The organism is Shewanella sp. SM101 (genome assembly GCF_025654465.1).
Lineage (GTDB): Bacteria > Pseudomonadota > Gammaproteobacteria > Enterobacterales > Shewanellaceae > Shewanella > Shewanella oncorhynchi.
Genome location: NZ_JAKKRH010000001.1, coordinates 147,651 through 169,186, shown reverse-complemented (window position 1 = coordinate 169,186; position 21,536 = coordinate 147,651). Strand labels below are relative to the sequence as shown.

The 21,536-nt window shown below is 47.8% G+C and carries 19 protein-coding genes; 5 read left to right on the top strand and 14 right to left on the bottom strand.

The window, feature by feature from the left end:
* Positions 1-112 precede the first annotated feature (112 nt).
* The 13 genes from L5M38_RS00755 to L5M38_RS00695 all read right to left on the bottom strand — a co-directional run bounded on the left by L5M38_RS00755 (position 113) and on the right by L5M38_RS00695 (position 14,053).
* Positions 113-1,324, bottom strand: a complete 1,212-nt coding sequence (locus tag L5M38_RS00755; protein WP_263178029.1) for a PQQ-dependent sugar dehydrogenase — start codon at positions 1,322-1,324, stop codon at positions 113-115.
* Between the two features lie 169 nt (positions 1,325-1,493).
* A complete protein-coding gene (locus tag L5M38_RS00750) occupies positions 1,494-2,252 on the bottom strand; it encodes a sulfite exporter TauE/SafE family protein (protein WP_263178027.1) in 759 nt (252 codons plus the stop codon).
* A gap of 191 nt (positions 2,253-2,443) precedes the next feature.
* Positions 2,444-2,761, bottom strand: coding sequence for a cytoplasmic protein (locus L5M38_RS00745; protein ID WP_263178025.1), 318 nt, complete (start codon positions 2,759-2,761; stop codon positions 2,444-2,446).
* Positions 2,762-2,799: 38 nt separating this feature from the next.
* Positions 2,800-3,402: a DJ-1/PfpI family protein gene (locus tag L5M38_RS00740; protein ID WP_113940987.1), complete on the bottom strand. Its 603-nt coding sequence runs from the start codon at positions 3,400-3,402 to the stop codon at positions 2,800-2,802.
* A 136-nt stretch (positions 3,403-3,538) separates the two neighbouring features.
* Positions 3,539-4,555: a hypothetical protein gene (locus L5M38_RS00735; RefSeq protein WP_263178023.1), complete on the bottom strand. Its 1,017-nt coding sequence runs from the start codon at positions 4,553-4,555 to the stop codon at positions 3,539-3,541.
* A gap of 571 nt (positions 4,556-5,126) precedes the next feature.
* The gene (locus tag L5M38_RS00730; RefSeq protein WP_105252045.1) at positions 5,127-5,783 is read right to left on the bottom strand and encodes a CoA transferase subunit B; all 657 of its coding nucleotides are present in this window, start codon (positions 5,781-5,783) and stop codon (positions 5,127-5,129) included.
* Positions 5,784-5,911: 128 nt separating this feature from the next.
* Positions 5,912-6,616, bottom strand: a complete 705-nt coding sequence (locus tag L5M38_RS00725; RefSeq protein WP_219253343.1) for a CoA transferase subunit A — start codon at positions 6,614-6,616, stop codon at positions 5,912-5,914.
* Positions 6,617-6,703: 87 nt separating this feature from the next.
* Positions 6,704-7,627: a hydroxymethylglutaryl-CoA lyase gene (locus L5M38_RS00720; protein ID WP_263178021.1), complete on the bottom strand. Its 924-nt coding sequence runs from the start codon at positions 7,625-7,627 to the stop codon at positions 6,704-6,706.
* 1 nt (position 7,628) lies between these two features.
* Positions 7,629-9,692: an acetyl/propionyl/methylcrotonyl-CoA carboxylase subunit alpha gene (locus L5M38_RS00715; protein WP_263178019.1), complete on the bottom strand. Its 2,064-nt coding sequence runs from the start codon at positions 9,690-9,692 to the stop codon at positions 7,629-7,631.
* Positions 9,692-10,570: an enoyl-CoA hydratase-related protein gene (locus tag L5M38_RS00710; RefSeq protein WP_263178017.1), complete on the bottom strand. Its 879-nt coding sequence runs from the start codon at positions 10,568-10,570 to the stop codon at positions 9,692-9,694. Before L5M38_RS00710 ends, L5M38_RS00715 begins: the two co-directional genes overlap by 1 nt.
* Positions 10,571-10,619: 49 nt before the next feature.
* Positions 10,620-12,227, bottom strand: a complete 1,608-nt coding sequence (locus L5M38_RS00705) for a carboxyl transferase domain-containing protein (RefSeq protein WP_263178015.1) — start codon at positions 12,225-12,227, stop codon at positions 10,620-10,622.
* Between the two features lie 108 nt (positions 12,228-12,335).
* Positions 12,336-13,505, bottom strand: a complete 1,170-nt coding sequence (locus L5M38_RS00700; RefSeq protein ID WP_263178013.1) for an isovaleryl-CoA dehydrogenase — start codon at positions 13,503-13,505, stop codon at positions 12,336-12,338.
* 140 nt (positions 13,506-13,645) lie between these two features.
* A complete protein-coding gene (locus L5M38_RS00695) occupies positions 13,646-14,053 on the bottom strand; it encodes a MerR family transcriptional regulator (protein ID WP_006082318.1) in 408 nt (135 codons plus the stop codon).
* A 291-nt stretch (positions 14,054-14,344) separates the two neighbouring features.
* Here L5M38_RS00695 and L5M38_RS00690 point away from each other — a divergent pair, with 291 nt between their 5' ends.
* From L5M38_RS00690 to gndA, 3 genes are all read left to right on the top strand, one after another.
* Complete coding sequence (locus L5M38_RS00690; protein WP_263178011.1) at positions 14,345-16,303, top strand: propionyl-CoA synthetase; 1,959 nt, start codon at positions 14,345-14,347, stop codon at positions 16,301-16,303.
* Between the two features lie 286 nt (positions 16,304-16,589).
* Complete coding sequence (gene sugE, locus L5M38_RS00685; RefSeq protein WP_263178009.1) at positions 16,590-16,904, top strand: quaternary ammonium compound efflux SMR transporter SugE; 315 nt, start codon at positions 16,590-16,592, stop codon at positions 16,902-16,904.
* A 426-nt stretch (positions 16,905-17,330) separates the two neighbouring features.
* Positions 17,331-18,857 carry an NADP-dependent phosphogluconate dehydrogenase gene (gene gndA, locus L5M38_RS00680; protein WP_263173677.1) on the top strand — a complete coding sequence of 509 codons (1,527 nt, stop codon included), beginning with the start codon at positions 17,331-17,333 and terminating at the stop codon, positions 18,855-18,857.
* A gap of 141 nt (positions 18,858-18,998) precedes the next feature.
* Here gndA and L5M38_RS00675 read toward each other — a convergent pair whose 3' ends face one another.
* Positions 18,999-19,898 carry a LysR family transcriptional regulator gene (locus L5M38_RS00675; RefSeq protein ID WP_028761102.1) on the bottom strand — a complete coding sequence of 300 codons (900 nt, stop codon included), beginning with the start codon at positions 19,896-19,898 and terminating at the stop codon, positions 18,999-19,001.
* A gap of 162 nt (positions 19,899-20,060) precedes the next feature.
* Here L5M38_RS00675 and L5M38_RS00670 point away from each other — a divergent pair, with 162 nt between their 5' ends.
* Together L5M38_RS00670 and L5M38_RS00665 are read left to right on the top strand one after the other, a co-directional pair.
* Positions 20,061-20,537 carry a DoxX family protein gene (locus tag L5M38_RS00670; RefSeq protein ID WP_263178007.1) on the top strand — a complete coding sequence of 159 codons (477 nt, stop codon included), beginning with the start codon at positions 20,061-20,063 and terminating at the stop codon, positions 20,535-20,537.
* Positions 20,538-20,634: 97 nt separating this feature from the next.
* Complete coding sequence (locus L5M38_RS00665; protein WP_263178006.1) at positions 20,635-21,450, top strand: DODA-type extradiol aromatic ring-opening family dioxygenase; 816 nt, start codon at positions 20,635-20,637, stop codon at positions 21,448-21,450.
* Positions 21,451-21,536: the final 86 nt, after the last annotated feature.

The following is a 21,536-nucleotide window of genomic DNA, read 5'->3' as shown; positions in this document are numbered from 1 at the left end:
CCTGATGAACACTTTTTGTCGTTTTAAGGCTTAAATTCTCTATCGATTGAGTTTATTGCTGTGGTTAACATGGTTTAGTTAAAGCACTGTGATAAAAGTGCAGCGATTAAGATTACTGCGGCGATAACTGGTAAATTTTTGATTTAGCTTCATCGGTTACGAGATAAATCAGTCCATCTGGCCCTTGCACGACTGAGCGCAATCTTTGCCCTAATTCAGTTTTCAGTAGCCGCTCTTCTTTAATTATCTTGTCGCCATCAAGCACTAAACGCACCAGTGTTTTTCCCTTTAGGCTGGCGAGTAACAGATTATTTCGCCACTGTGGAAATTTATCACCTGTGTAAAACATAAAGCCCGCCGTGGCAATAGAGGGAACCCATTTGTAGACGGGTTGCTCCATTCCTGTCTTATGGGTGCCTTCGCCGATGTTGCCGCCACCATAATTCTCACCATAGGTAATCACTGGCCAGCCATAGTTTTTAGCCGCTTGGTCAATATTGAGTTCATCGCCGCCCTGGGGCCCATGCTCGCCCGTCCACAATACTTTGCTGACGGGATTAATCGCCGCGCCCTGCATATTGCGATGACCAATAGACCAGATCTCGGGTAAGGCGCCAGCCGTATTGACGAAGGGGTTATCCTTAGGCACTGAGCCATCGGCATGAATACGCACCACTTTGCCTAAATGATTGTCTAATGTTTGGGCGCTATCTTTTTCGCTGTAGCGATCGCCAAGCGTGATAAACAAAGTGCCATCAGGCGCCCACACTAAACGAGATCCAAAATGGTGGCCGCTGTTGACTTTAGGTTGTTGACTAAAAACGCGAGTGAGATTTTCAAGCTTGTTACCATTGAGCGTGGCAAAACTGACCGCTGTGCTATTGAGCTCACTTGCATCACCTTCAGCGGGTTCTGAATAACTGAAATAGATTTTTTTGCTGCTGGCAAAATCTGGCGCAAGCACGACATCAAGTAAACCACCTTGACCTTTGGCATACATAGGCGGTAAACCCGTTAAGGGTTCACCCACTTTGCCTGCGGTGCTGACAATGCGCATTCTGCCAGCACGTTCAGTCACGAGCATACTGCCGTCGGGTAAGAATGCCATACCCCAGACATTCTCTAACCCTTGGGCTATGGTTTTTACCTGAATATTACCCGTTTCCGTTTTGACGCTAATGGTCGCTGCGCTAGCGGTTTCGGTGTAAATAGCCGGTGAGCATGCAATAAGACACAGGGCAAGATTTAAGGTGCTTAGCTTCAAGGTCTTTGGCATTAATTTACTCAGTCTTAAGGTCCTCAGCTTCAAGGTCATCAGTTTCATCGCTATCCTTAATCACACTGTTCTCCTATAGGATGGATCAGAGTAACAAGTCAGTCACATAAGGGCAATTTATCGGCGAGACCTTATATCAAAACTCGCCTGTCCAGCTTTTATGAGCTTAAGCTTCACAAATCAAAAGTCTAACGTATGAAAACTAACGCATGAAAAACTAGCGCATGAAAAAGCCTAAGGCCATCGCTAAACCGACGATCACAATAAAGCCGCGTAGCAAGGGCTGTGAAATACGGTAGGCCAGCGCCGCCCCCACATAACCACCGACAATCGTCATAACGGCAAGCAGCAACAGATATTGCCCATCGATCACATTGCCCGCGGCATAAACCACAACGGCGATGGCGGTGAGCAGGGCTGAAATCAGATTTTTAAGTCCGTTCATCCCATGTAGATTGGTTTGCCCCATCAGGCCAAAACTTGCGAGTAGTATGATGCCTAAGCCACCATTAAAATAACCGCCATAGATACACACAGCCGACAGCATTATCAGTGCCGTCATCGGACTTAACATTGGCGTAGAGGTGTTTTCGCCTTGCTCAGCGATTCTTCGTTTGAGTAACCAAGGGCCAACAATAAAGGCCGCGGTGGCCAGTAGAATTAGCCAAGGGATCAGCTTTGCGAAGACTTGCTCGCTGGTGGTCAGCAAAATACCCGCGCCAATACTCCCGCCAATTAAAGCAATTAAGATCAGATTCTTAAGGCTAAGACTCGCCGGATATTCGATATCCTTTCTAAAACGCCATGCGCTGGCGATATAACCGGGCAGCAGCGCGGCTGTCCCCGTGGCATTCGCCGCAATCGGTGGAACCCCGACAAACACTAACGCTAAAAGGGTAATAAAACTGCCACCACCGGCAACTGCATTGAGCATGCCGCCTAAAAAGCCAGCGAGTGCAATAATAAGCCAGTCCATAGATACCGCTCCTTTGGACAATGAGAGAGATAAACAGAGCGCTAAAAATGTGTCTGTTATTATGAGTCAATCTAAGCACTCACCCTAACAGGATGATTTCGATATTGAAAGTCGCGTAATGATTCGTTACATATCGCCATTCGTGAAGGTGAAGATATAGGATGAGTGAGCAGGCTTTTACTTGCTTAGTGCTAGGGTACTTGATCCCAAATACCAGACATAAAAATAACCGCTGCTATGGCTTCACTTTGCTCGGTAAAAATATCTTCTCCCCAACAGTTTTGCCCACGTTCTTGGTAGTAAACATGAAAGGTACTGAGCATAGGTGTTCGAATGCAATACCAACCATCGAAGGTATTCTTAGCAAAATTGACCCAATACTGCGCATCAGCAGTTTGGATTTGCTGAACAAGTAATTCATTTTGCGATAGCAAAGCCACAAGCTCATTCTGGGTGGTGATTTGATGCTCGGCTTTTATAGCCTCGAGAAGATTTTTAAGTTTTATCATGGGATCCTTTTCATTCATCGAGAGTATCTACATCACTTTTAACGAATGGCCGCGGAGATGGAGGATTGGATTAATGCTTCAAAAATATCTGTTTGCCCGGCAGGAATAAGCTGCCTGTGAATTTCGCGGCGTTTCGCACTGTCGAATAAACGCTCCGCAACCCAGCCGGTTAAATAGAGTGAGGAAAGGCAGCCGCCCGCAGTGGCAATATTGCCATTAATCACGAGGGCGCAGTCTTCTACATCGACGCCCATGGCAACTAGGGCAGGTTTTGCATCGGGGTGAGTCGTTGCCGAGAGATTGTCGAGTAGCCCTAATTTGGCAAAGAAGAATGACCCCGCGCAGATACTGCCAAGCAATTGTCGTGTGGGATCTAATTTAAGGGCGGACATAAACTCAGTATCAGCAAGTGCCGCAGGTACGCCTTTGTAACCACTGCTGAATAATACCACGTCGGCATCAGCGACTTCGGCCACATGACCATCGGTTGCAACCGTCATCCCCAAGCTTGATATGTGGCTAGGTTTGGTCCCGAGTACTTTTACTGTCCAATCGGTTTTTGTACGGCCGAGAATATCGCGCATTAAGAAGAAATCGATATCGGTAAATTCATCAAATATCACAATCGCAATCTGGTACATAAGCTTTCCTCTGGCTTACATTGTGGATGACTTAAGGCTTGAATATGCTCAACCTTAAGCCTTGGGTCCTCAATATGAATAGAATCATGATTTTATTGGTTATCCATTTTTTATGAAAATTTGGTTAATCAAAATCTTAACCAGCACTAAACGATGGCAGTCGCTTGGCGAAAATAGCATGGGCATCAAAATCTTGGCTTTGCATTCTGGTTAATGTGTTGGTTAACACTTCATCGGCTGCATCTTCAATCCGCAGGATCTTCTCTGCTGCGACATAGTCGCTAAACGCTGTGCAGACTTGTTCAAACAAAGCCGTTACATCGCCAAAGGCCGGATGACTGAACTGCGGATTAGGCAAGCCCCTGAGGTCACGAAGCTTTAGCAGCATTAACGCCGTCAAGGGTATGTATGATAGATGTCCATTGTGGAACTCAAAAAAACACTTTTTATCCCCGATGATCGCTTGTTCTACCTGATCATTGCAGAGGGTTTGCAGCATAGTGCTGATGAATTCGATATCCTGTGTATCCCAGTTATCTAAAAATGACGCATAGGGGAAAGGAGCAGTTTTTCGCAGTGTCACTTGCACTTCAGTGGTAAAAGGCGGCTCGATATGCCCCAGATAACGGCCATACAGCTGCACCAAAAAATCGCCAATAAAGCCATGGGAGCGAACAATCCAGCCCGAACACCGCGCGGTTGCATCAGCGTGGTACAGCTCGTCCGCCTCGCGTTTAAGCCCAGCTAACAGCATCAGCACAAGCCGAAACACGCTGATTGTAGACCACATAGCGTTTGCTATCCCGCCAGTTTTTTCTATCGATGAGCAATATTTATAGTAATCAATGGCGGTTGCAAAATAACCGTAAGCGAGCGAGCGCATCAGCGGCTTAGGCTCAAGCAAGCCCGATTCAATATAGGTAAGTTGGGCTACATAGCCCCAATGACACTCGGGTACACCAAACTCAGCTCCAAATAATTCCCACTGGCGAAAATCCTCATCAAACTCACGATATTGTTTCACTCTCTCGAAACCATCTGTCATCCCACTGTCGATATAATCGGTCAGTAAATACTGGTCATATTCAAAGACGTTTTTGGCATAATCGCGCATATGTTTACGACTGCGCTTATTGAGAAACTTGGCTAACATCTTGAGCATCCTTATTATTTAGGCTGCGGCAAGTTTACCGCAACGGCGCTAAATATCACTATCTGTAGCACTTTTGAAGCAAGCATTAAGCGACTCCGTTGTAGCGATGGTGAACACACATTCGCCAGCAAAGAACCTTGCTAACATATGGTGTTATCAGTTTAATGCGCGACATTGTTCATTATTGAATATGCTGGGATGGGGAGTAAACCGCACTAATGCGTTGGCGACCATCGGAAAAAGGGACTTTTTCGTTGAGCCCCCAAGGATGGGTTTACGACGTGTCGCCAGAGCATTAGTGCTGTTTATGGCGATAAGCTCTCAAAAAGTTCCTAGACTGCAAAAGCTCACAAAAAACAAGGTTTGTAGTGAACAAGCTGGTGGTGAATTTTACTCATGGTTCCCCGTTTTCGCGGGGATGACAAAAGCAACGAGGCCCAGAATCATTTTTTGGGCCTTGTTGGTATCGTAAAACGTCGGTTAACGCTCAAAATTCTTTAGGTTAAAGCTTCAAACTAACTTGAGTTTCAACCTTAGCCGCTATACGTTACTTGCGCATTTTAGAGAACGCTTAAAACACCATTTCTGGTACATGCTCTGGCACGATTAATTTGCCAGCAGTTTTGCTGACGATTTCTTCTACGCTCACGCCTGGGGCGCGCTCTAGTAGATGGAAAGCGCCATCTTTGATTTCGATAAAGGCTAAATCTGTGACAACGCGTTTAATGCAGCCGTAACCTGTTAGCGGCAATTCGCACACGGGTAGCAGCTTAGAATTGCCGTATTTATCGGCGTGCATCATAGTCACGATAATGTTTTCGGCGCCCGCGACTAAATCCATCGCGCCGCCCATGCCTTTGATGAGTTTGCCGGGGATCATCCATGAGGCGATAGAGCCGTTCACATCGACTTCAAAGGCGCCGAGTACGGTTAAATCCACATGGCCGCCACGGATCATGGCAAAGCTTTCCGCCGATGAAAAAAATGAAGCGCCTTTGACTGCGGTAACGGTTTGTTTGCCCGCATTGATTAAATCGGGATCTATGGTGTCTTCGGTGGGGAATTCACCCATGCCGAGTAGGCCGTTTTCTGATTGCAGCATGACTTCCATGCCTTCGGGAATGTAGTTGGCCACCAGTGTTGGAATGCCGATACCGAGGTTGACGTAGTAGCCGTCTTTTAATTCTTTGGCGACGCGCTGAGCCAGTTGTTCTCTTGATAATGCCATGATATCTATCCTTTCTATTTGGCTTTGACGCTTTGGCCTTTACTCTTAGGTTTTTACCCTTAATTTTTTACTTTAGGGAGCTAAGTGCCAATTGCGTTAACTGTGTTTCAAGGTTTTGCCAGCGCCTTTTATTTCGCGGCTTTTACCGTGCGCTGCTCGATACGTTTCTCGAACGTGCCTTGAATAACGCGGTCAACATAGATGCCCGGCGTGTGGATATGATCTGGGTCTAGCTCACCTGGCTCAACAATAAACTCGGCTTCAACCACAGTGATTTTGCCCGCGGTCGCCATCATAGGGTTAAAGTTGGCAGCGGTTTTACGGAATACCAAATTACCCATGGTATCGGCTTTCCATGCGCGCACTAAGGCAAAATCTGCGGTCAGCGACTCTTCTAACACGTAATGGCGACCTTTGATTTCGCGGGTTTCTTTACCATCAGCGACTGGCGTGCCGTAGCCTGTAGCGGTGAAAAATGCCGGAATACCTGCGCCGCCTGCGCGGATCTTTTCCGCCAGCGTGCCTTGGGGCGTTAAAATCACGTTCAGTTCGCCAGAGAGCATTTGCTGTTCAAAGGTGGCATTTTCACCCACGTAAGAGGCGATCATAGTGGCGATTTGGCGATGTTTTAACAGTAAGCCAAGGCCGAAATCATCAACGCCCGCGTTGTTCGAAATCGCCGTTAAGCCGTTAACGCCCATCTTAACCATTTGATTGATTAAGCCTTCTGGAATGCCGCATAGGCCAAAGCCGCCGACCATAATGGTCATGTCGTTTGATAAGCCTGCTAACGCTTCTTCATAGCTGCTGACGACTTTATTGAGTCCTGCCATTGTGATGTCCTTTTATGCTTTATAAAACGCGCTGCGAATGACGCGCATTTTTAATAACGGTTGTTGGTGTCGTTAATTATTGTTGTTCTATTTTGCTAACAGGGCTGTGGCCACTTTCGAACCGTTTTTACGATTCAACTGCGTGCTGATCGCTTGCCCTGCTAACGCGAGTTTTGGTAAATCGATACCCGTTTCGAATCCCATGCCGTGCAGCATATACACTAAGTCTTCGGTGGCAAGATTGCCCGATGCGCCTTTGGCATAGGGGCAACCACCAAGACCCGCAACCGAGGAGTCAAACACCCGCACACCTAAGTCTAAACAGGCCAAAATGTTGGCTAATGCTTGGCCATAGGTGTCGTGAAAGTGTAGCGCCAGTTTATCCATAGGCACACGTTCAGCCACTGTTTGCAGCATTCTACGGGCCTTTTGCGGCGTGCCTACACCGATAGTGTCGCCGAGTGATATTTCGTAACAGCCCATTTTGTAAAGGATTTCAGACACACGGGCCACTTCACTGACCGCTATCTCACCTTCATAGGGGCAGCCGAGCACACAGGACACATAGCCGCGCACCGGAATATTGTGTTTTTTTGCTAATTCCATCAAAGGGATAAAGCGTTCAATCGACTCTTCTATCGAGCAGTTGATATTGCGCTGACTAAAGCTTTGTGAGGCGGCGCCAAATATTGCCACCTCACTCGCTTTTGCATCCAGTGCCAGTTCAAAGCCTTTGACGTTGGGTGTGAGCGCGCTATACACCACGCCGCTTTGACGCTGTATTTGCTTGAGCACATCGGCAGAATCGGCCATTTGTGGCACCCATTTAGGTGACACAAAGCTGCCTGCTTCGATACGCTTAAGCCCCGCACCTGCCAGCGATTCAATCAAGGCGATTTTAGCTACCGTCGGCACAGCGACTTCGTTTTGCAGGCCGTCGCGCGCGCCCATCTCGAAGATGCTGACCCTGTCTTTGGCGTTCGCTGCTTGGCTTAGATTGGCTAACGACATCTTAGGCTTCCTTGGTCGCAGTGGGCTCAGCTTCAATCCCATTTAATGACGCTAGGTTTAACGGCTCAACGTTAAGCAAGGTTGCGCCATCGGTGACCAGCTCGCCCGCTTTAAAGTAGAACTCAGTGACTATGCCATCAAAGGGGGCTTCGATGGTGTATTCCATCTTCATGGCTTCCATCACCAGCAAACCTTGGCCCGCTTTAACTTGTGTGCCGACATCGACTAAATGGGTCACTACCGTGCCGTTCATGGGCGCTTTTAACTTGTCAGCATTGCTGGCTTGTTCTTCGACCACGAGTGTTTGCACAGCTTTAAAGTGGTAACTGCCGGAGGATAAAAACAGCGTAAAGTCATCACCTTGGGCGCTAACGGGCACTTTACTCTTATGGCCGTTGATTTCGGCGAGCAGTAAATCTTGTTTCAGCTCGCCATTTAGCAACCAATCTTGTCCGTGCAGCGGTAGCTGATACATGCCGCCTAAATCGAGCATCACTAACTGCTGCAATTCATGGGCATCATCGAGCAGGGCAATATTGTGCTGGCTGCAGCTGTTGAGTCTAAAGCCGCTGACTTGACCCCAAGGCGAGTAAGGATCGGCGCTGTTGATCGCTTGTGCTTTGGCGGCTTCTTTACGGGCAAGCACTTGATACAGCGCGGCAAAGGCAAGGGCAGTGTCAGCTTCGCTTGAAGCTGTGCCAATTAAGGTGTCGCCATAACGGCCAATAAAGTCAGTGCTAAAGTCGGCATTGGCAAACGCTGGGTGTTCGGCAATGTTCGCTAAAAACTCAATGTTGTGCTTAAGGCCGCTGATTTGATACGACTCTAAGGCATGCACTAAACGTTGCAGGGCGCGTGGGCGCGATTCATCCCAGACGATAAGCTTGGCAATCATAGGATCGTAGAAGTTACTGATCACATCGTTTTCACGAATGCCCGAATCGATACGCACGTATTTGCTTTGCTCGGGTTCGCGCAAAAAGTTGAGCTTACCGCTGGCGGGTAAAAACTCATTCTGTGGATCTTCGGCATAAATACGCACTTCAAAGGAGTGGCCGTGAATACGTACTTCATCTTGCTTAAGGGGCAGTGGCTGACCACTGGCGACCATCAATTGCCATTTCACTAAATCTTGGCCTGTGACCATCTCAGTCACTGGATGCTCAACCTGCAGACGGGTGTTCATCTCCATAAAATAGAAGCTATTGTCTGTATCTAGCAGAAACTCTACAGTCCCCGCGCCAACATAATCGATGGCTTTGGCTGCCGCGACGGCTGCTTCACCCATTTGGGCGCGCAGTGCATCGCTTAACCCTGGCGCTGGCGCTTCTTCGACCACTTTTTGGTGGCGACGTTGAATCGAACAATCGCGATCCGATAAATAAATCGCGTTGCCAAAGGTGTCGGCAAACACTTGCACTTCGACGTGGCGCGGCTGGCGTAAATAACGCTCCATCAATAACTTATCGTTACCAAAAGAAGAGGCCGCTTCACGGCGCGCCGAGTTAACGGCTTCCATGATTTCGCCTTCATTCTCGACGATACGCATGCCTTTACCGCCGCCGCCATAAGCCGCTTTGATCAGCATAGGGAAGCCGATTTTCAGTGCCTCCGCTTTTAAGGTCGCATCGGTTTGGTCATCGCCGTGGTAACCGGGCACTAAGGGCACGTTTGCCGCTGTCATAATAGATTTAGCGGCGCTTTTACTGCCCATGGCATCGATAGCATCGCTACCTGGGCCAACAAAGACGATGCCTGCGGCTTCACATTTACGGGCAAAGTCGGCGTTTTCAGATAAGAAACCGTACCCAGGGTGAATGGCTTGGGCGCCGGCTTTTTTGGCGATATCGATAATCAAATCGCCCTTTAAATAGGAGTCTGCCGGCGCACTGCCGCCTAGATAGAAAGATTCGTCGGCCATGGCGACATGGCGCGCTTCTTTATCGGCATCGGAATATAGGGCAACGGTGCGAACGCCCATGGCATGGGCCGTTTTGATGATGCGACAGGCGATTTCACCGCGGTTAGCAATTAATAGTTTAGTAAACATGTGCTTGGTCAACATCAAAGAGCTCCTTGGGTATCACTTGGCTTTTGCATGGGCTTGGAGGGCGTTGAGTGTGCTTGTTGCCAGTTAGGCTGACGTTTCTCAAAAAAGGCGTTTAAGCCTTCTTGGCCCTCGGTCGATACCCGAATGCGGGCGATACGCTCGCTAGTGTAATCAATGGTTTTTTGGTCTATCACGCCGTCTTCAAGATGCGACAGCAGTGTTTTTACCCATGCCATGCCTTGCGGGCTATTGGCTAGTAGCGCGTCAATCATAGGCTTTGCGGCGGCGTCTAAGTCATCGCTGATCTCATGAATGACGTTAAGCTTTAATGCGGTTTCTGCACTAAAACGCTCGGCGGTCAGCATGTAGCGGCGCGATGCACGGATACCCATAGCGCGGGCAACGTAAGGGCTAATTACCGCAGGAATTAATCCGAGTTTTACTTCGCTTAAGCAAAAGCTGGCGCGCGTCGTGGCGATAGCGATATCGCAGGCGCAAATCAGCCCCAGTGCGCCGCCAAAGGCTGCGCCTTGCACCAATGCAATGGTGGGTTTTGGAAAGGTATCTAAATCCTGCATCAGTTTTGCTAAGGCTTTGGCATCATTTAGATTTTGCTCAAAGTCCATTTTGGCTTGTTTGCGCATCCAATTGAGATCGGCGCCGGCGCTGAAGTTTTTGCCGTTTGCTTTGAGTACCAGCACTTGGCATTGCTTGTGCTCAGCAAAATAGCTAAGGACGCTAATCATCTCGCTAATCATCACTTCATCGAAGGCGTTGTGTACTTCTGCTCGGTCAAGAATAAGCTCGGCAACGCCGTGATTGAGCGCATGGCTCACGTGCTGTAAGTTGCTTAAATCTTTTGTGCCGCTAGCGCTGTTTAATGTGTCTGTCATTATTATTTTCCTATCTTCTTGTGTGACATATGTTTTTCACATGTGCCTTTTACATACGGAATACACCAAAGCGGGTGTCTTCGATAGGAGCATTTAATGCTGCCGATAGGGCAAGGCCGACCACATCACGGGTTTGCGCTGGGTCGATAATGCCGTCATCCCATAAACGGGCACTGGCATGATACGGATGACCTTCTTTGTCGTACTGGGCGACAATCGGCGCTTTAAAGGCTTTTTCATCCTCAAGTGACCATTCTTCACCTTTACGGGCTAAACCGTCGCGGCGCACTGTGGCGAGAACGCCTGCGGCTTGCTCTCCGCCCATCACAGAAATACGGGCATTAGGCCACATCCACATCATGGTCGGTTCGAACGCGCGGCCACACATGCCGTAGTTACCCGCGCCGTAGCTGCCGCCAATAATCACAGTAAATTTAGGTACATTGGCGCAAGAAACCGCGGTTACCATTTTGGCACCGTGTTTGGCTATGCCTTCGTGTTCGTACTTTTTACCCACCATAAAGCCAGTGATATTTTGTAGGAACAGCAGCGGAATTTTGCGCTGGCAGCACAGTTCGATAAAGTGCGCGCCTTTTTGCGCCGACTCCGAGAACAGAATGCCGTTGTTGGCGACAATGCCGACTGGGTAGCCGTGAATACGGGCAAAACCGCACACTAAGGTCGCACCATAGTTGGCTTTAAACTCATCAAAATCAGAATCATCGACGATACGGGCGATCACTTCCTTGACATCAAAGGGCTTTTTCAAATCAGTGCCGACAATGCCATACAGTTCGCTAATATCGAACTTTGGCGGTTTGACAGGACTTAAGAGTGATTTGATTTCTTTTTGATGATTCAGGCGTGATACCGCGCGGCGGGCAAGCTCTAACGCGTGCTCATCGTTTTGGGCTAAATGATCCGCTACGCCGGAAATTTTAGTGTGCACTTCGGCGCCGCCTAACTCTTCGGCGCTGACTTCTTCACCAGTGGCCGCTTTGACTAATGGCGGGCCTGCTAAGAAGATAGTGCCTTGATCTTTTACGATAATCGATTCATCCGCCATGGCCGGCACATAGGCGCCGCCTGCAGTACATAAGCCCATCACCACTGCAATTTGCGGTATGCCTTTAGCGGACATTTGCGCTTGATTGTAAAAGATGCGGCCGAAATGGTCGCGGTCGGGGAAGACTTCATCTTGGCGGGGCAGGTTAGCGCCGCCCGAGTCGACTAAATAGATGCAAGGCAAGTGACAACGGCTGGCAATATCTTGGGCGCGAAGGTGTTTTTTAACGGTAATCGGGTAGTAAGTGCCGCCTTTAACCGTGGCGTCGTTGGCGATGATCATGCACTCGACACCGCTTACGCGGCCGATACCGGCGATAATACCCGCAGCGGGGACTTCTTCGTCATAGACTTCAAACGCCGCGAATTGCGATAGCTCTAAAAAGGGTGAGCCGGCGTCGAGCAGTTTTTCAACCCGTTGACGGGGAAGTAATTTACCGCGGGATAAATGACGCTCAAGCGCCACTGGGCCGCCGCCGAGTTCGATTTTGGCTAGTTTAGTTTTAAGATCGGCCACGAGGGCGGCCATATCAGCGGATTTCGCTTTAAATTCATCGCTACGGGCGTTAATACGACTGCTTAATTGCGTCACTTTGGTTGTCCTTCTCAAGCGGAAATTCGGTGTGTAGAGCTATCGATTTTGAGTGTTTATCGATACTTAGGGCTAATGGCGCGCAGTGTCCATTAGCCCTATGGCGACCTATTTAGTCTCGTTAAATAGCTCGCGGCCAATCAGCATGCGGCGAATTTCAGAGGTGCCAGCGCCGATTTCATACAGCTTGGCATCGCGCAGTAAACGGCCGGTGGCGTATTCGTTGACGTAACCGTTACCGCCTAGCAGTTGAATCGCATCCAGTGCCATTTTAGTGGCGAGCTCTGCGCTATAGAGGATGGCGCCCGCCGCATCTTTACGGGTGGTTTCACCGCGATCGCAGGATTTTGCCACGTTATAGACATAGGATTTGGCGGCATTCATGCCTGTGTACATGTCGGCTAACTTGCCTTGCACTAGTTGGAATTCACCAATCGATTTACCAAATTGCTCACGCTCGTGGATGTAAGGCACAACGATGTCCATACAGGCATTCATGATCCCCAGCGGACCGCCAGACAGTACGACGCGCTCGTAATCGAGGCCGCTCATCAGCACTTTTACGCCGTTATTGAGTCCGCCTAAAATGTTTTCTTCTGGTACTTCTACATCTTCAAACACCAGTTCGCAGGTGTTAGAGCCGCGCATGCCGAGTTTGTCGAGCTTTTGCGCTTGGCTAAAACCTTTCGAATCACGTTCAACGATAAAGGCGGTAATACCGTGTGCGCCTTTGGTTAAGTCGGTTTTCGCGTAAATGACATAGGTGTGTGCATCTGGACCGTTAGTGATCCACATTTTGTTGCCGTTTAAGATGAATCGGTCGCCTTCTTTACGGGCATGCAGCTTCATCGAAACCACGTCAGAACCTGCGTTTGGCTCACTCATGGCCAGCGCGCCAATATGCTCACCGCTCACCAGTTTTGGCAGGTACTTGGCTTTTTGCGCTGCATTACCGTTACGGTTGATTTGATTGACACACAGGTTTGAGTGGGCGCCGTAACTTAGGCCGATAGAAGCGGATGCGCGGGAGATTTCTTCCATTGCAACGACGTGGGCTAGGTAGCCCATGTTCGCGCCGCCGAACTCTTCGGGTACAGTTACTCCGAGCAGTCCCATTCCTCCAAGCACAGGCCAAAGTTCATTGGGAAAGGCATTGTCGTGATCCACTTTCGCGGCAATTGGGGCGATTTCATTCGCGGCAAAATCCTGCACTGCATCGCGCAGCATATCGACGTCTTCGCCTAGGCCAAAATTCAGACTTGTGTAGAGAGAGTTCATTGCTTGTGTCCTTTCAGATGTTCTAATTTCAGATTGTTATAGTTTTTATGATTTTTAGGTGCTTGAGTCTTTTAAATCTTGTACTTAAATCCGTAGTCGTTATCGCTATCAAATTGATTTGATTTTGTGTCAACGGGGATTTAGGCTTTTGCCGTTTTGTTATCTTCTAAGGCTAAACGGCACTGCTGCTCGGCGGAATTGAGTTCCATCAATACGACTTTGATGTCGTCCATTTGCTGTTGTAGGGCGGACTTTTTTTCTTCCACTAGCGCCAGCATGGTATTGAGCTGTGAGGTGCTGCTCTTGTCGGCATCGTATAATTCGAACAAACGACGGGTTTCTGCCAAAGAAAAGCCCAAGCGTTTACCGCGCAGAATGAGCTTGAGACGCACCCTGTCTTTGAGGCTATAAATACGGGTTTGACCGCGGCGTTTTGGCTTAAGCAAACCTTGGTCTTCGTAAAAACGAATACTACGAGTAGTGATATCAAACTCTTTTGAGAGATCACTGATCGAGTAAGTCGTTTGTGGTGTGTTCGTTGCGCTCATTCATGCACCCTAAATAATCAGTTTTAAGCAAGATATATGAAGTTTACGTAAAGGTAAAGATTTTGGCTTTTATTCTGTTGGCAAAAAAGTGTCAATCCCAATTGCCATAAGCCTGTGCAGCGAGATTAAAACGTATGCTTTAAATTAGTGTTCTCACATAAAACCACAAATATCTTCTGGTTATAGGCTAACGTCTAATAGTGGGCTTTAGACCTCCTTGCTAATAATAGAAGCAGGAAGGGGTAGTTATTGCGGCTGACGATGTGAGTCGCAGTCCTGATTGGAGGACATATGTTGACCGAACAGCAAAATGCATCTTTAGCGCAAGCCACAAATCAAAAACAGAACCAACAAAAACATCAAGCGTTGCACCAAGCATCCTTGCTTAATAAAGCCGAATTCTGGGGAGAAGCGGCGAAGACGCTCGATTGGATTAAACCGGCGCAAACGGTGCTCGATGAATCGCAGGCACCGTTTTATCACTGGTTCGCCGATGGTGAGATGAACACTTGTTATAACGCCGTTGACCGCCATGTGTTGGCTGGACGCGGTGACCAAGTGGCTATCCAGTATGTGAGCCCAGTGACAGACACTGAATACGGCATTAGCTATGGTGAGTTACAGGCTCAAGTGAGCCGACTCGCGGGCTTTATGCAATCTATTGGTATAGGAAAGGGCGACCGTGTGGTGATTTATATGCCTATGGTGCCGGAAACCGCCTTCGCTATGCTGGCCTGTGCCCGCATAGGTGCGATTCATTCGGTGGTTTTTGGTGGCTTTGCTGCCAATGAGCTCGCGACTCGGATCAATGATGCTAAGCCTAAATTGGTCTTGTCGGCATCTTGCGGCATTGAGCCTTCGGGCGTGATCCCTTACAAGCCTCTGTTAGATAAAGCGTTAGCTCAGTCAGTACATCAGGTTGATCACTGCCTAATTTTGAATCGTAGCCAGTATCAGGCCGATTTATTTGAGGGCCGTGACTTAGATTGGCAAGCCGCATTAGCAACTGCACCTAAGGCCGATTGTGTTGCGCTTAAGGCTACCGATCCCTTGTATGTGCTTTATACCTCAGGCACCACGGGTCAGCCTAAAGGTGTGGTACGCGATAATGGTGGCCATGCCGTGGCTCTGGCTTGGTCGATGCAGCATATTTACGATATTCAAGCGGGTGATGTGTTTTGGGCTGCGTCCGATGTGGGTTGGGTTGTGGGTCATTCTTACATTGTGTACGGACCGCTGCTGGTGGGCGCTACAACCTTAATGTATGAAGGCAAACCTGTTGGTACGCCAGATCCCGGCGCATTTTGGCGCACGATTGCCAAATATAAGGTCAAAAGCTTCTTCACCGCGCCGACGGCCATTCGCGCAATTAAGCGTGAAGATCCTGACGGTGAATATCTACAAGGTGTTGATTTAAATTGTCTTAAAAATGTGTTTTTGGCGGGGGAGCGTTGCGATCCCGACACTTTAGTTTGGGCACACACTAAATTCGCTAAACCTGTTATTGATCACTGGTGGCAAACCGAAACGGGCTGGCCTGTCGCAGCAAACTTGATGGGTACAGCACCGGTTACCATTAAACCAGGTTCGCCAGCTTTACCTGTACCGGGTTATGCGGTTGAAGTGCTGGACGAATTAGGTGAGCAAGTTGCGGTCAATACTTCAGGTAATGTGGTTATTAAATTGCCTCTACCGCCGGGAACCTTAACGACACTGTGGCAAAATGATCAACGCTATCAAGATAGTTACTTGTCTATGTATCCAGGTTATTACTTAACTGGCGATGCGGGTTATACCGATGAAGACGGCTATCTCTACATTATGAGTCGTATTGATGACATCATAAATGTGGCGGGGCACAGGTTATCGACCGGACGTTTTGAAGAAGTCTTGTGTCAACATCCTGATGTGGCCGAAGCGGCTGTGATTGGTGTGGATGATCAGCTTAAAGGTCAGGTGCCTTTAGGATTAGTGGTGCTGAAAAAGGGCGTGACGATCAGTGATGAAGAGCGGCATAAACAGCTTATTACCTTAGTTCGTCAAGAGATTGGTCCCGTCGCCTCCTTTAGGTTAGTGAGTGCCATTCAAAAATTACCTAAAACGCGCTCTGGTAAAATTTTACGCGGTACTATGCGAAAAATTGCCGATAATCAGCAATATACTGCACCTGCGACCATAGAAGATCCACAAACCTTAGAGTTAGTGCGTACCGCGCTCACTCGCATGGGTTATGCCGATGCCTTAGTGTAAGAAATATAGAGCGTAAAGGCTTTTATAGAAAGAGTGTAAAGGTCTTATAGAGAGTTGAAATATCAAGGCGATAGTAAACTGACCAAGTTTGCTATCGCCTTTTTGCGCATGGCATTTCTTATTTCGGCAAAATCAAAGATTGAAATTTTCACCTCAAATTTGCTAGTCTTGCAGGCTCATCACGTACAGCTATATCACCTACAGTTTTACTGTAATCAAATGGCTTAGGGACGACCCTAAATACGCCTAATCTAATATGGGGACGACCCCTTTATGGGAGTTCACTATGAGTTGGTTCTTATTAGTTCTTGCGGGTTTATTTGAAATTGGTTGGGCTATAGGGCTTAAATATACCGACGGTTTTACGCGTTTGTGGCCAAGTATCTTTACAATAGCGTCGATGGCAGTGAGTGTGTTGCTACTAGGACTCGCGGTTAAGCAGCTACCTATCGGTACGGCTTACGGCGTGTGGGTCGGTATTGGCGCTATGGGCACCGCAATTGCGGGAATTATCCTCTTAGGAGAAGGCGTTAGCTTACTTAAAATCGCCAGTTTGATATTGATATTACTGGGTGTTTTAGGGCTTAAACTTGCCCATTAATTGACGGTTCTATTAGGGCGTGTTGACGTTTCGAGATTAAATTTTGTTCGCTCTGGCAAGCTCGTGATCACGAAACGAGGAGTGACGTGTAGTTATTCTACTCAAATGACGAGTGACAAAGAGCAAGAGCTTGCCAGACGAACCCTTCGGGCAGCGTTTGGCTGGCGTTTCTGCTGCGTTATCGCCCGTTTATGTAGAATAACTACACTGCTCGGGCTTTGCCTTGCATAAAAGCCAGCCAACTCGCTGCAAAAACAACCCTGAAACGTCAACACGCCCTAGATAAAATGAGACCTAAACGATTGGTACTTTCGGCACAATCGAAATTGCCAATCGTATGTCTCTGGTAATTAAGTTACAAAGATCGGTATAATTACCCCTCAAAATTGGTTAGCTCTAACCTCTGTGACCCGTGGGAATAATATAATGCAAAACCACAGCAATCTTAATGATATCGGCGTAATTGGCCTTGGTGTTATGGGTAAAAACCTTGCGCTAAACATCGCAGATAACCAATATCACGTCAGCGCGTTTGACCTCGATCCTGTTAAAGTTAATGGTGTAATACAGCAAGAAAAACAGGAACGTGCTGGACTCGAGTCTCGCATTCTTGGCTGTGCTAATCTTACCGAAATGTTAGCCAGTCTCACAAAACCCCGTATTTTTGTGCTTTCTGTTCCCGCGGGTGCACCCGTCGATGGTGTCTGTAGTGCTTTGATTTCTGCCGGAATTGAGTCCGATGATATTGTGATCGATACTGGTAACAGCCTATGGACTGACACTGTTGAGCGTGAAGCGCGCTACAAAGGTCAGTTTGTATTTTTCAGCTCTGCAGTTTCGGGCGGTGAAGTCGGTGCGCGTTTCGGTCCATCACTTATGCCAAGCGGCGATATCGATGCATGGCATCACGTGGCACCTATTTGGAAAGCGATTGCCGCTAAGGTTGATGCCAAAACTGGGCTACCTATCGAACGCTTCGAGCCGGGTAATCCCGTGACAGAAGGCGAGCCATGCACGACTTATATTGGTCCTGCGGGTTCTGGCCATTATGTGAAGATGGTGCATAACGGTATTGAATACGCTGACATGCAGTTGATTTGCGAAGCCTATCAAATGCTGCATGACGGTTTAGGCATGAGCGCTGCAGAAGTGGGCGATGTGTTTGAACGCTGGAACAAAGGTAGTTTAAACAGCTATTTGATGGGGATCAGTGCCGAAGTCTTAAAACAAGCCGATCCATTAACGGGTAAACCGCTGGTGGAAATGATCTTAGATAAAGCGGGCCAAAAAGGCACAGGTTTGTGGACGGCCGTGAGCAGTTTACAAATTGGTTGCCCTGCACCGACGATTGCTGAAGCTGTGTATGCGCGCGCCGTAAGTACCCAAAAATCCTTACGTCTACAACTTAGCCAGAAATTGGCTGGGCCAAATGCACCTGTTATCGATGACGCACAAAAAGCACTGTTGATCGAAGCCCTTGAAAGCGCGTTATATTGCGCGAAAGTGTGTTGTTACGCCCAAGGCTTCCAGTTGATGGCGATGACGGCTCATGAACAAAAATGGCAGTTAGACTTTGCTGAAATTGCAAAAATTTGGCGTGCGGGTTGTATTATTCGCGCGACTTTCTTGCAATCAATCACTCAAGCCTATGAAGACAAATCTGATCTTAGCAATCTGTTGATGGCGGACAGTTTTGCGTCTGCCTTGTCTGAAAAGCAAGGCCTATGGCGTACCGCAGTCGCGACAGCGGTGATGCAAGGCATTCCAGCACCTTGTATTAGCTCGGCTCTGGCGTATTACGACAGTTACCGCTGCGAAACATTACCGGCGAACTTACTCCAAGGTCAGCGTGACTTTTTCGGCTCTCATACCTTTGAGCGTATCGATACGCCTGCTGGCGAGAAATACCACTTAGATTGGAGCGCCAAAGAGCGCACCTTAGCTAAGGTTTAGTCTAAGGTTCTGCCCGCTAACAAAATGAAAAACGCCCTTATCAAGGGGCGTTTTTTTTATGGTCGATGATTTTATAACGGTTTATGACTTTTTGACTTCAATTCATTTTAAGTCACTAAGTTAAATCTTAAGCTTGAATTCCTAAGTATTCAGCTCAGATGAAAAGGCGATCAGCTTTTGCCAGAGTGCTTGGGCGACAGGGCCTAAAGGTGAGTGGGGTTTTCGCATCACATAGTAATCGAGTTGAATGTTGTTTTGTCTTTCGCGTAGATCCAATGCAATCAATGCGCCTTGTTTGAGTGAATCTTCAATCATATAGTGCGGCAGCTTGCCCCAGCCCATACCACTTTGAATAAGCATTTTCTTGGTATAAAAATCATTAACATACCAACGTCGTTGCCCCGCCTGTACCCCAAACTCAATATTCGCAGTGCCTGAGCCCGTATCTTGGATCACGATTTGGTATTCATTAACGAGCTCTCGTGCGTAGGTCAGTGTCGGATGACGCTCAAGCATGCGCGGCGCGGCAACATCGAGAAGGCTACCGGAAAATAAATAGGCTAATTCTAAATGGCTCGAACGTATGGGTTCTATTCCGCCTGCGGAGATGATGATTTCGGCTTTATCTTGATTCAGCGCTTCGAGCGCACCAGTTAAAAACTCTTGTTTGAGAATAATTTGGGTATAGGGAAACTCATTTTGAGTCAGCTCTAAAATCGGCAAAATTCGAGCGAGATTAAAGGAGGCTTCAAAAGCTAAGGTGATGCTTGCTTCGTTACCTTTGGCTAAATGCTTCGCTACTTGCTTCATTTCTTGCGCTTCATTCAGTACCCGCAGGGTATGTTGCAGCAGTTTTCGACCTTGCTCAGTGATGGCGAGTCGATAACCTTCGCGATTAAACAGGATAAGATCGAGTTGGGATTCTAACTGTTTGATACTTTGGCTAATGGCGGGTTGGGTTTTATGTAACTTGTCACTGGCAGCTTTGAGTGAGCCCGCCTCAGCTACGGTTTTAAACATCAGCAGTTGGTCTAAGGTCACAAGGATTGCTCGCAAGTTATAAATTATTAGTTTATGAGATATTAGATTTTATTCCATATTTATTTATCTTTTATCGGCTCATAATCGATTCCATTCTCACTCGTCGTCTGCGAATTTATACCCAAGACTGACGGCAATATCACGTTTAATGGGGTGTGTGCGATGCGATTTTCAAACTTATGTGATACCAAGGGTTCAAGTATCAATGGCTTAGAGGTTGATACACAGAAGTTATTCCTTTGTGCCAATACACTCAATCGCGCCGCTGCAACCGTCACATTGGCGATGAGCATAGTGTTTTTCATCTCGGGATTTGCCAAGTTATTTGGCATGTCTATGTTCCATGTTCCGTTCACATTAATGAATCTTCCCACCGGATTTGGCTATTTTATTGGTTTGATGGAAGTGATTGGCGCCCTTGGATTGTGCCTACGTGACTACCGAGTGCTATCGGCGAGCGGTTTACTGGCGATTATGCTGGGGGCGATTTATTTCCACTTTAACTATGAAGCGCCGATTAATGCACTGCCGGCATTGAGCTTATCGGCAGGACTCTTTCTGATTATTAAACTCGATGAAATTGTTGAGCGTTTAGTGCGATTTCAGCGGCAGTTGGTGCAGAGTCGTTCCGCATTTTAAGCGTGCATTGAAGTGTTATGTAGAACCGTGAGTTAAGTGAGAAATGCTGAGTTTAAAGCCAGTAGTACAGATATAAGTTAATCAACACGAGAGGATTATGATGCAAGTTAACGCGAGTCGTATGCCTGTGCTATTTGTGCCCCATGGTGGTGGCCCTATGCCTTTGCTCAATGATGTTAATCATAGGGAGTTGCGTGCATTTTTAACTTCAGTAACAGCGCCAATGCCAACTCCGAAGGCGATTGTGTTGATCACTGCCCATTGGGAAGAATCTGTGGTGACTTTGTCGAGTAGCCCAAAGCCAAGTATTTTGTATGATTACTATGGATTTCCACCTGAGGCTTATCAGCTGACATATCCTGCACCCGGTGAGCCAGAATTAGCCGCACAGATTGCGAATATGCTATCGGATAAGGGCATCGCCGCCCGCTTAGATAGCGAACGCGCATTTGATCACGGTACTTTTGTACCACTTAAGTTGATGTATCCTGAGGCGAATATTCCCGTGGTGCAGATGTCGTTAGTCCACAGCCTCGATCCTAAAATCCATATAGCGATTGGGGAGGCTTTAGCGCCGCTGCGGGACCAAGGGGTGTTGATCGTGGGGTCTGGCATGTCGTTTCACAATATGCGGGCATTTTTCTCAAGCGATCTCACAGTGCAAAGCCGCAGTGCAGAATTTGATCATTGGTTGACGCAAACTTTAACGGCAAGTGTTAGTTTTGCCGAGGTAAAAACAGCGTTAATTCATTGGCAATCAGCCCCTGAAGCGCGTTTTAGTCATCCGCGGGAAGAACATTTATTACCGCTACATGTGTGTTTTGGTGCAGGCCATCATGGTTCATCCCATGCCGAACGTAACTTTAATGGTATTTTGTTAAACACGCTGATCTCTGGTTATATCTGGCAATAAATGGGGTAGGATTTCCCTCGTCGATAATCAGCCAAATTAAAGTCGTGCTGCGGCCAATAAAAAAGGTTCGTATCTATCGAAGATAT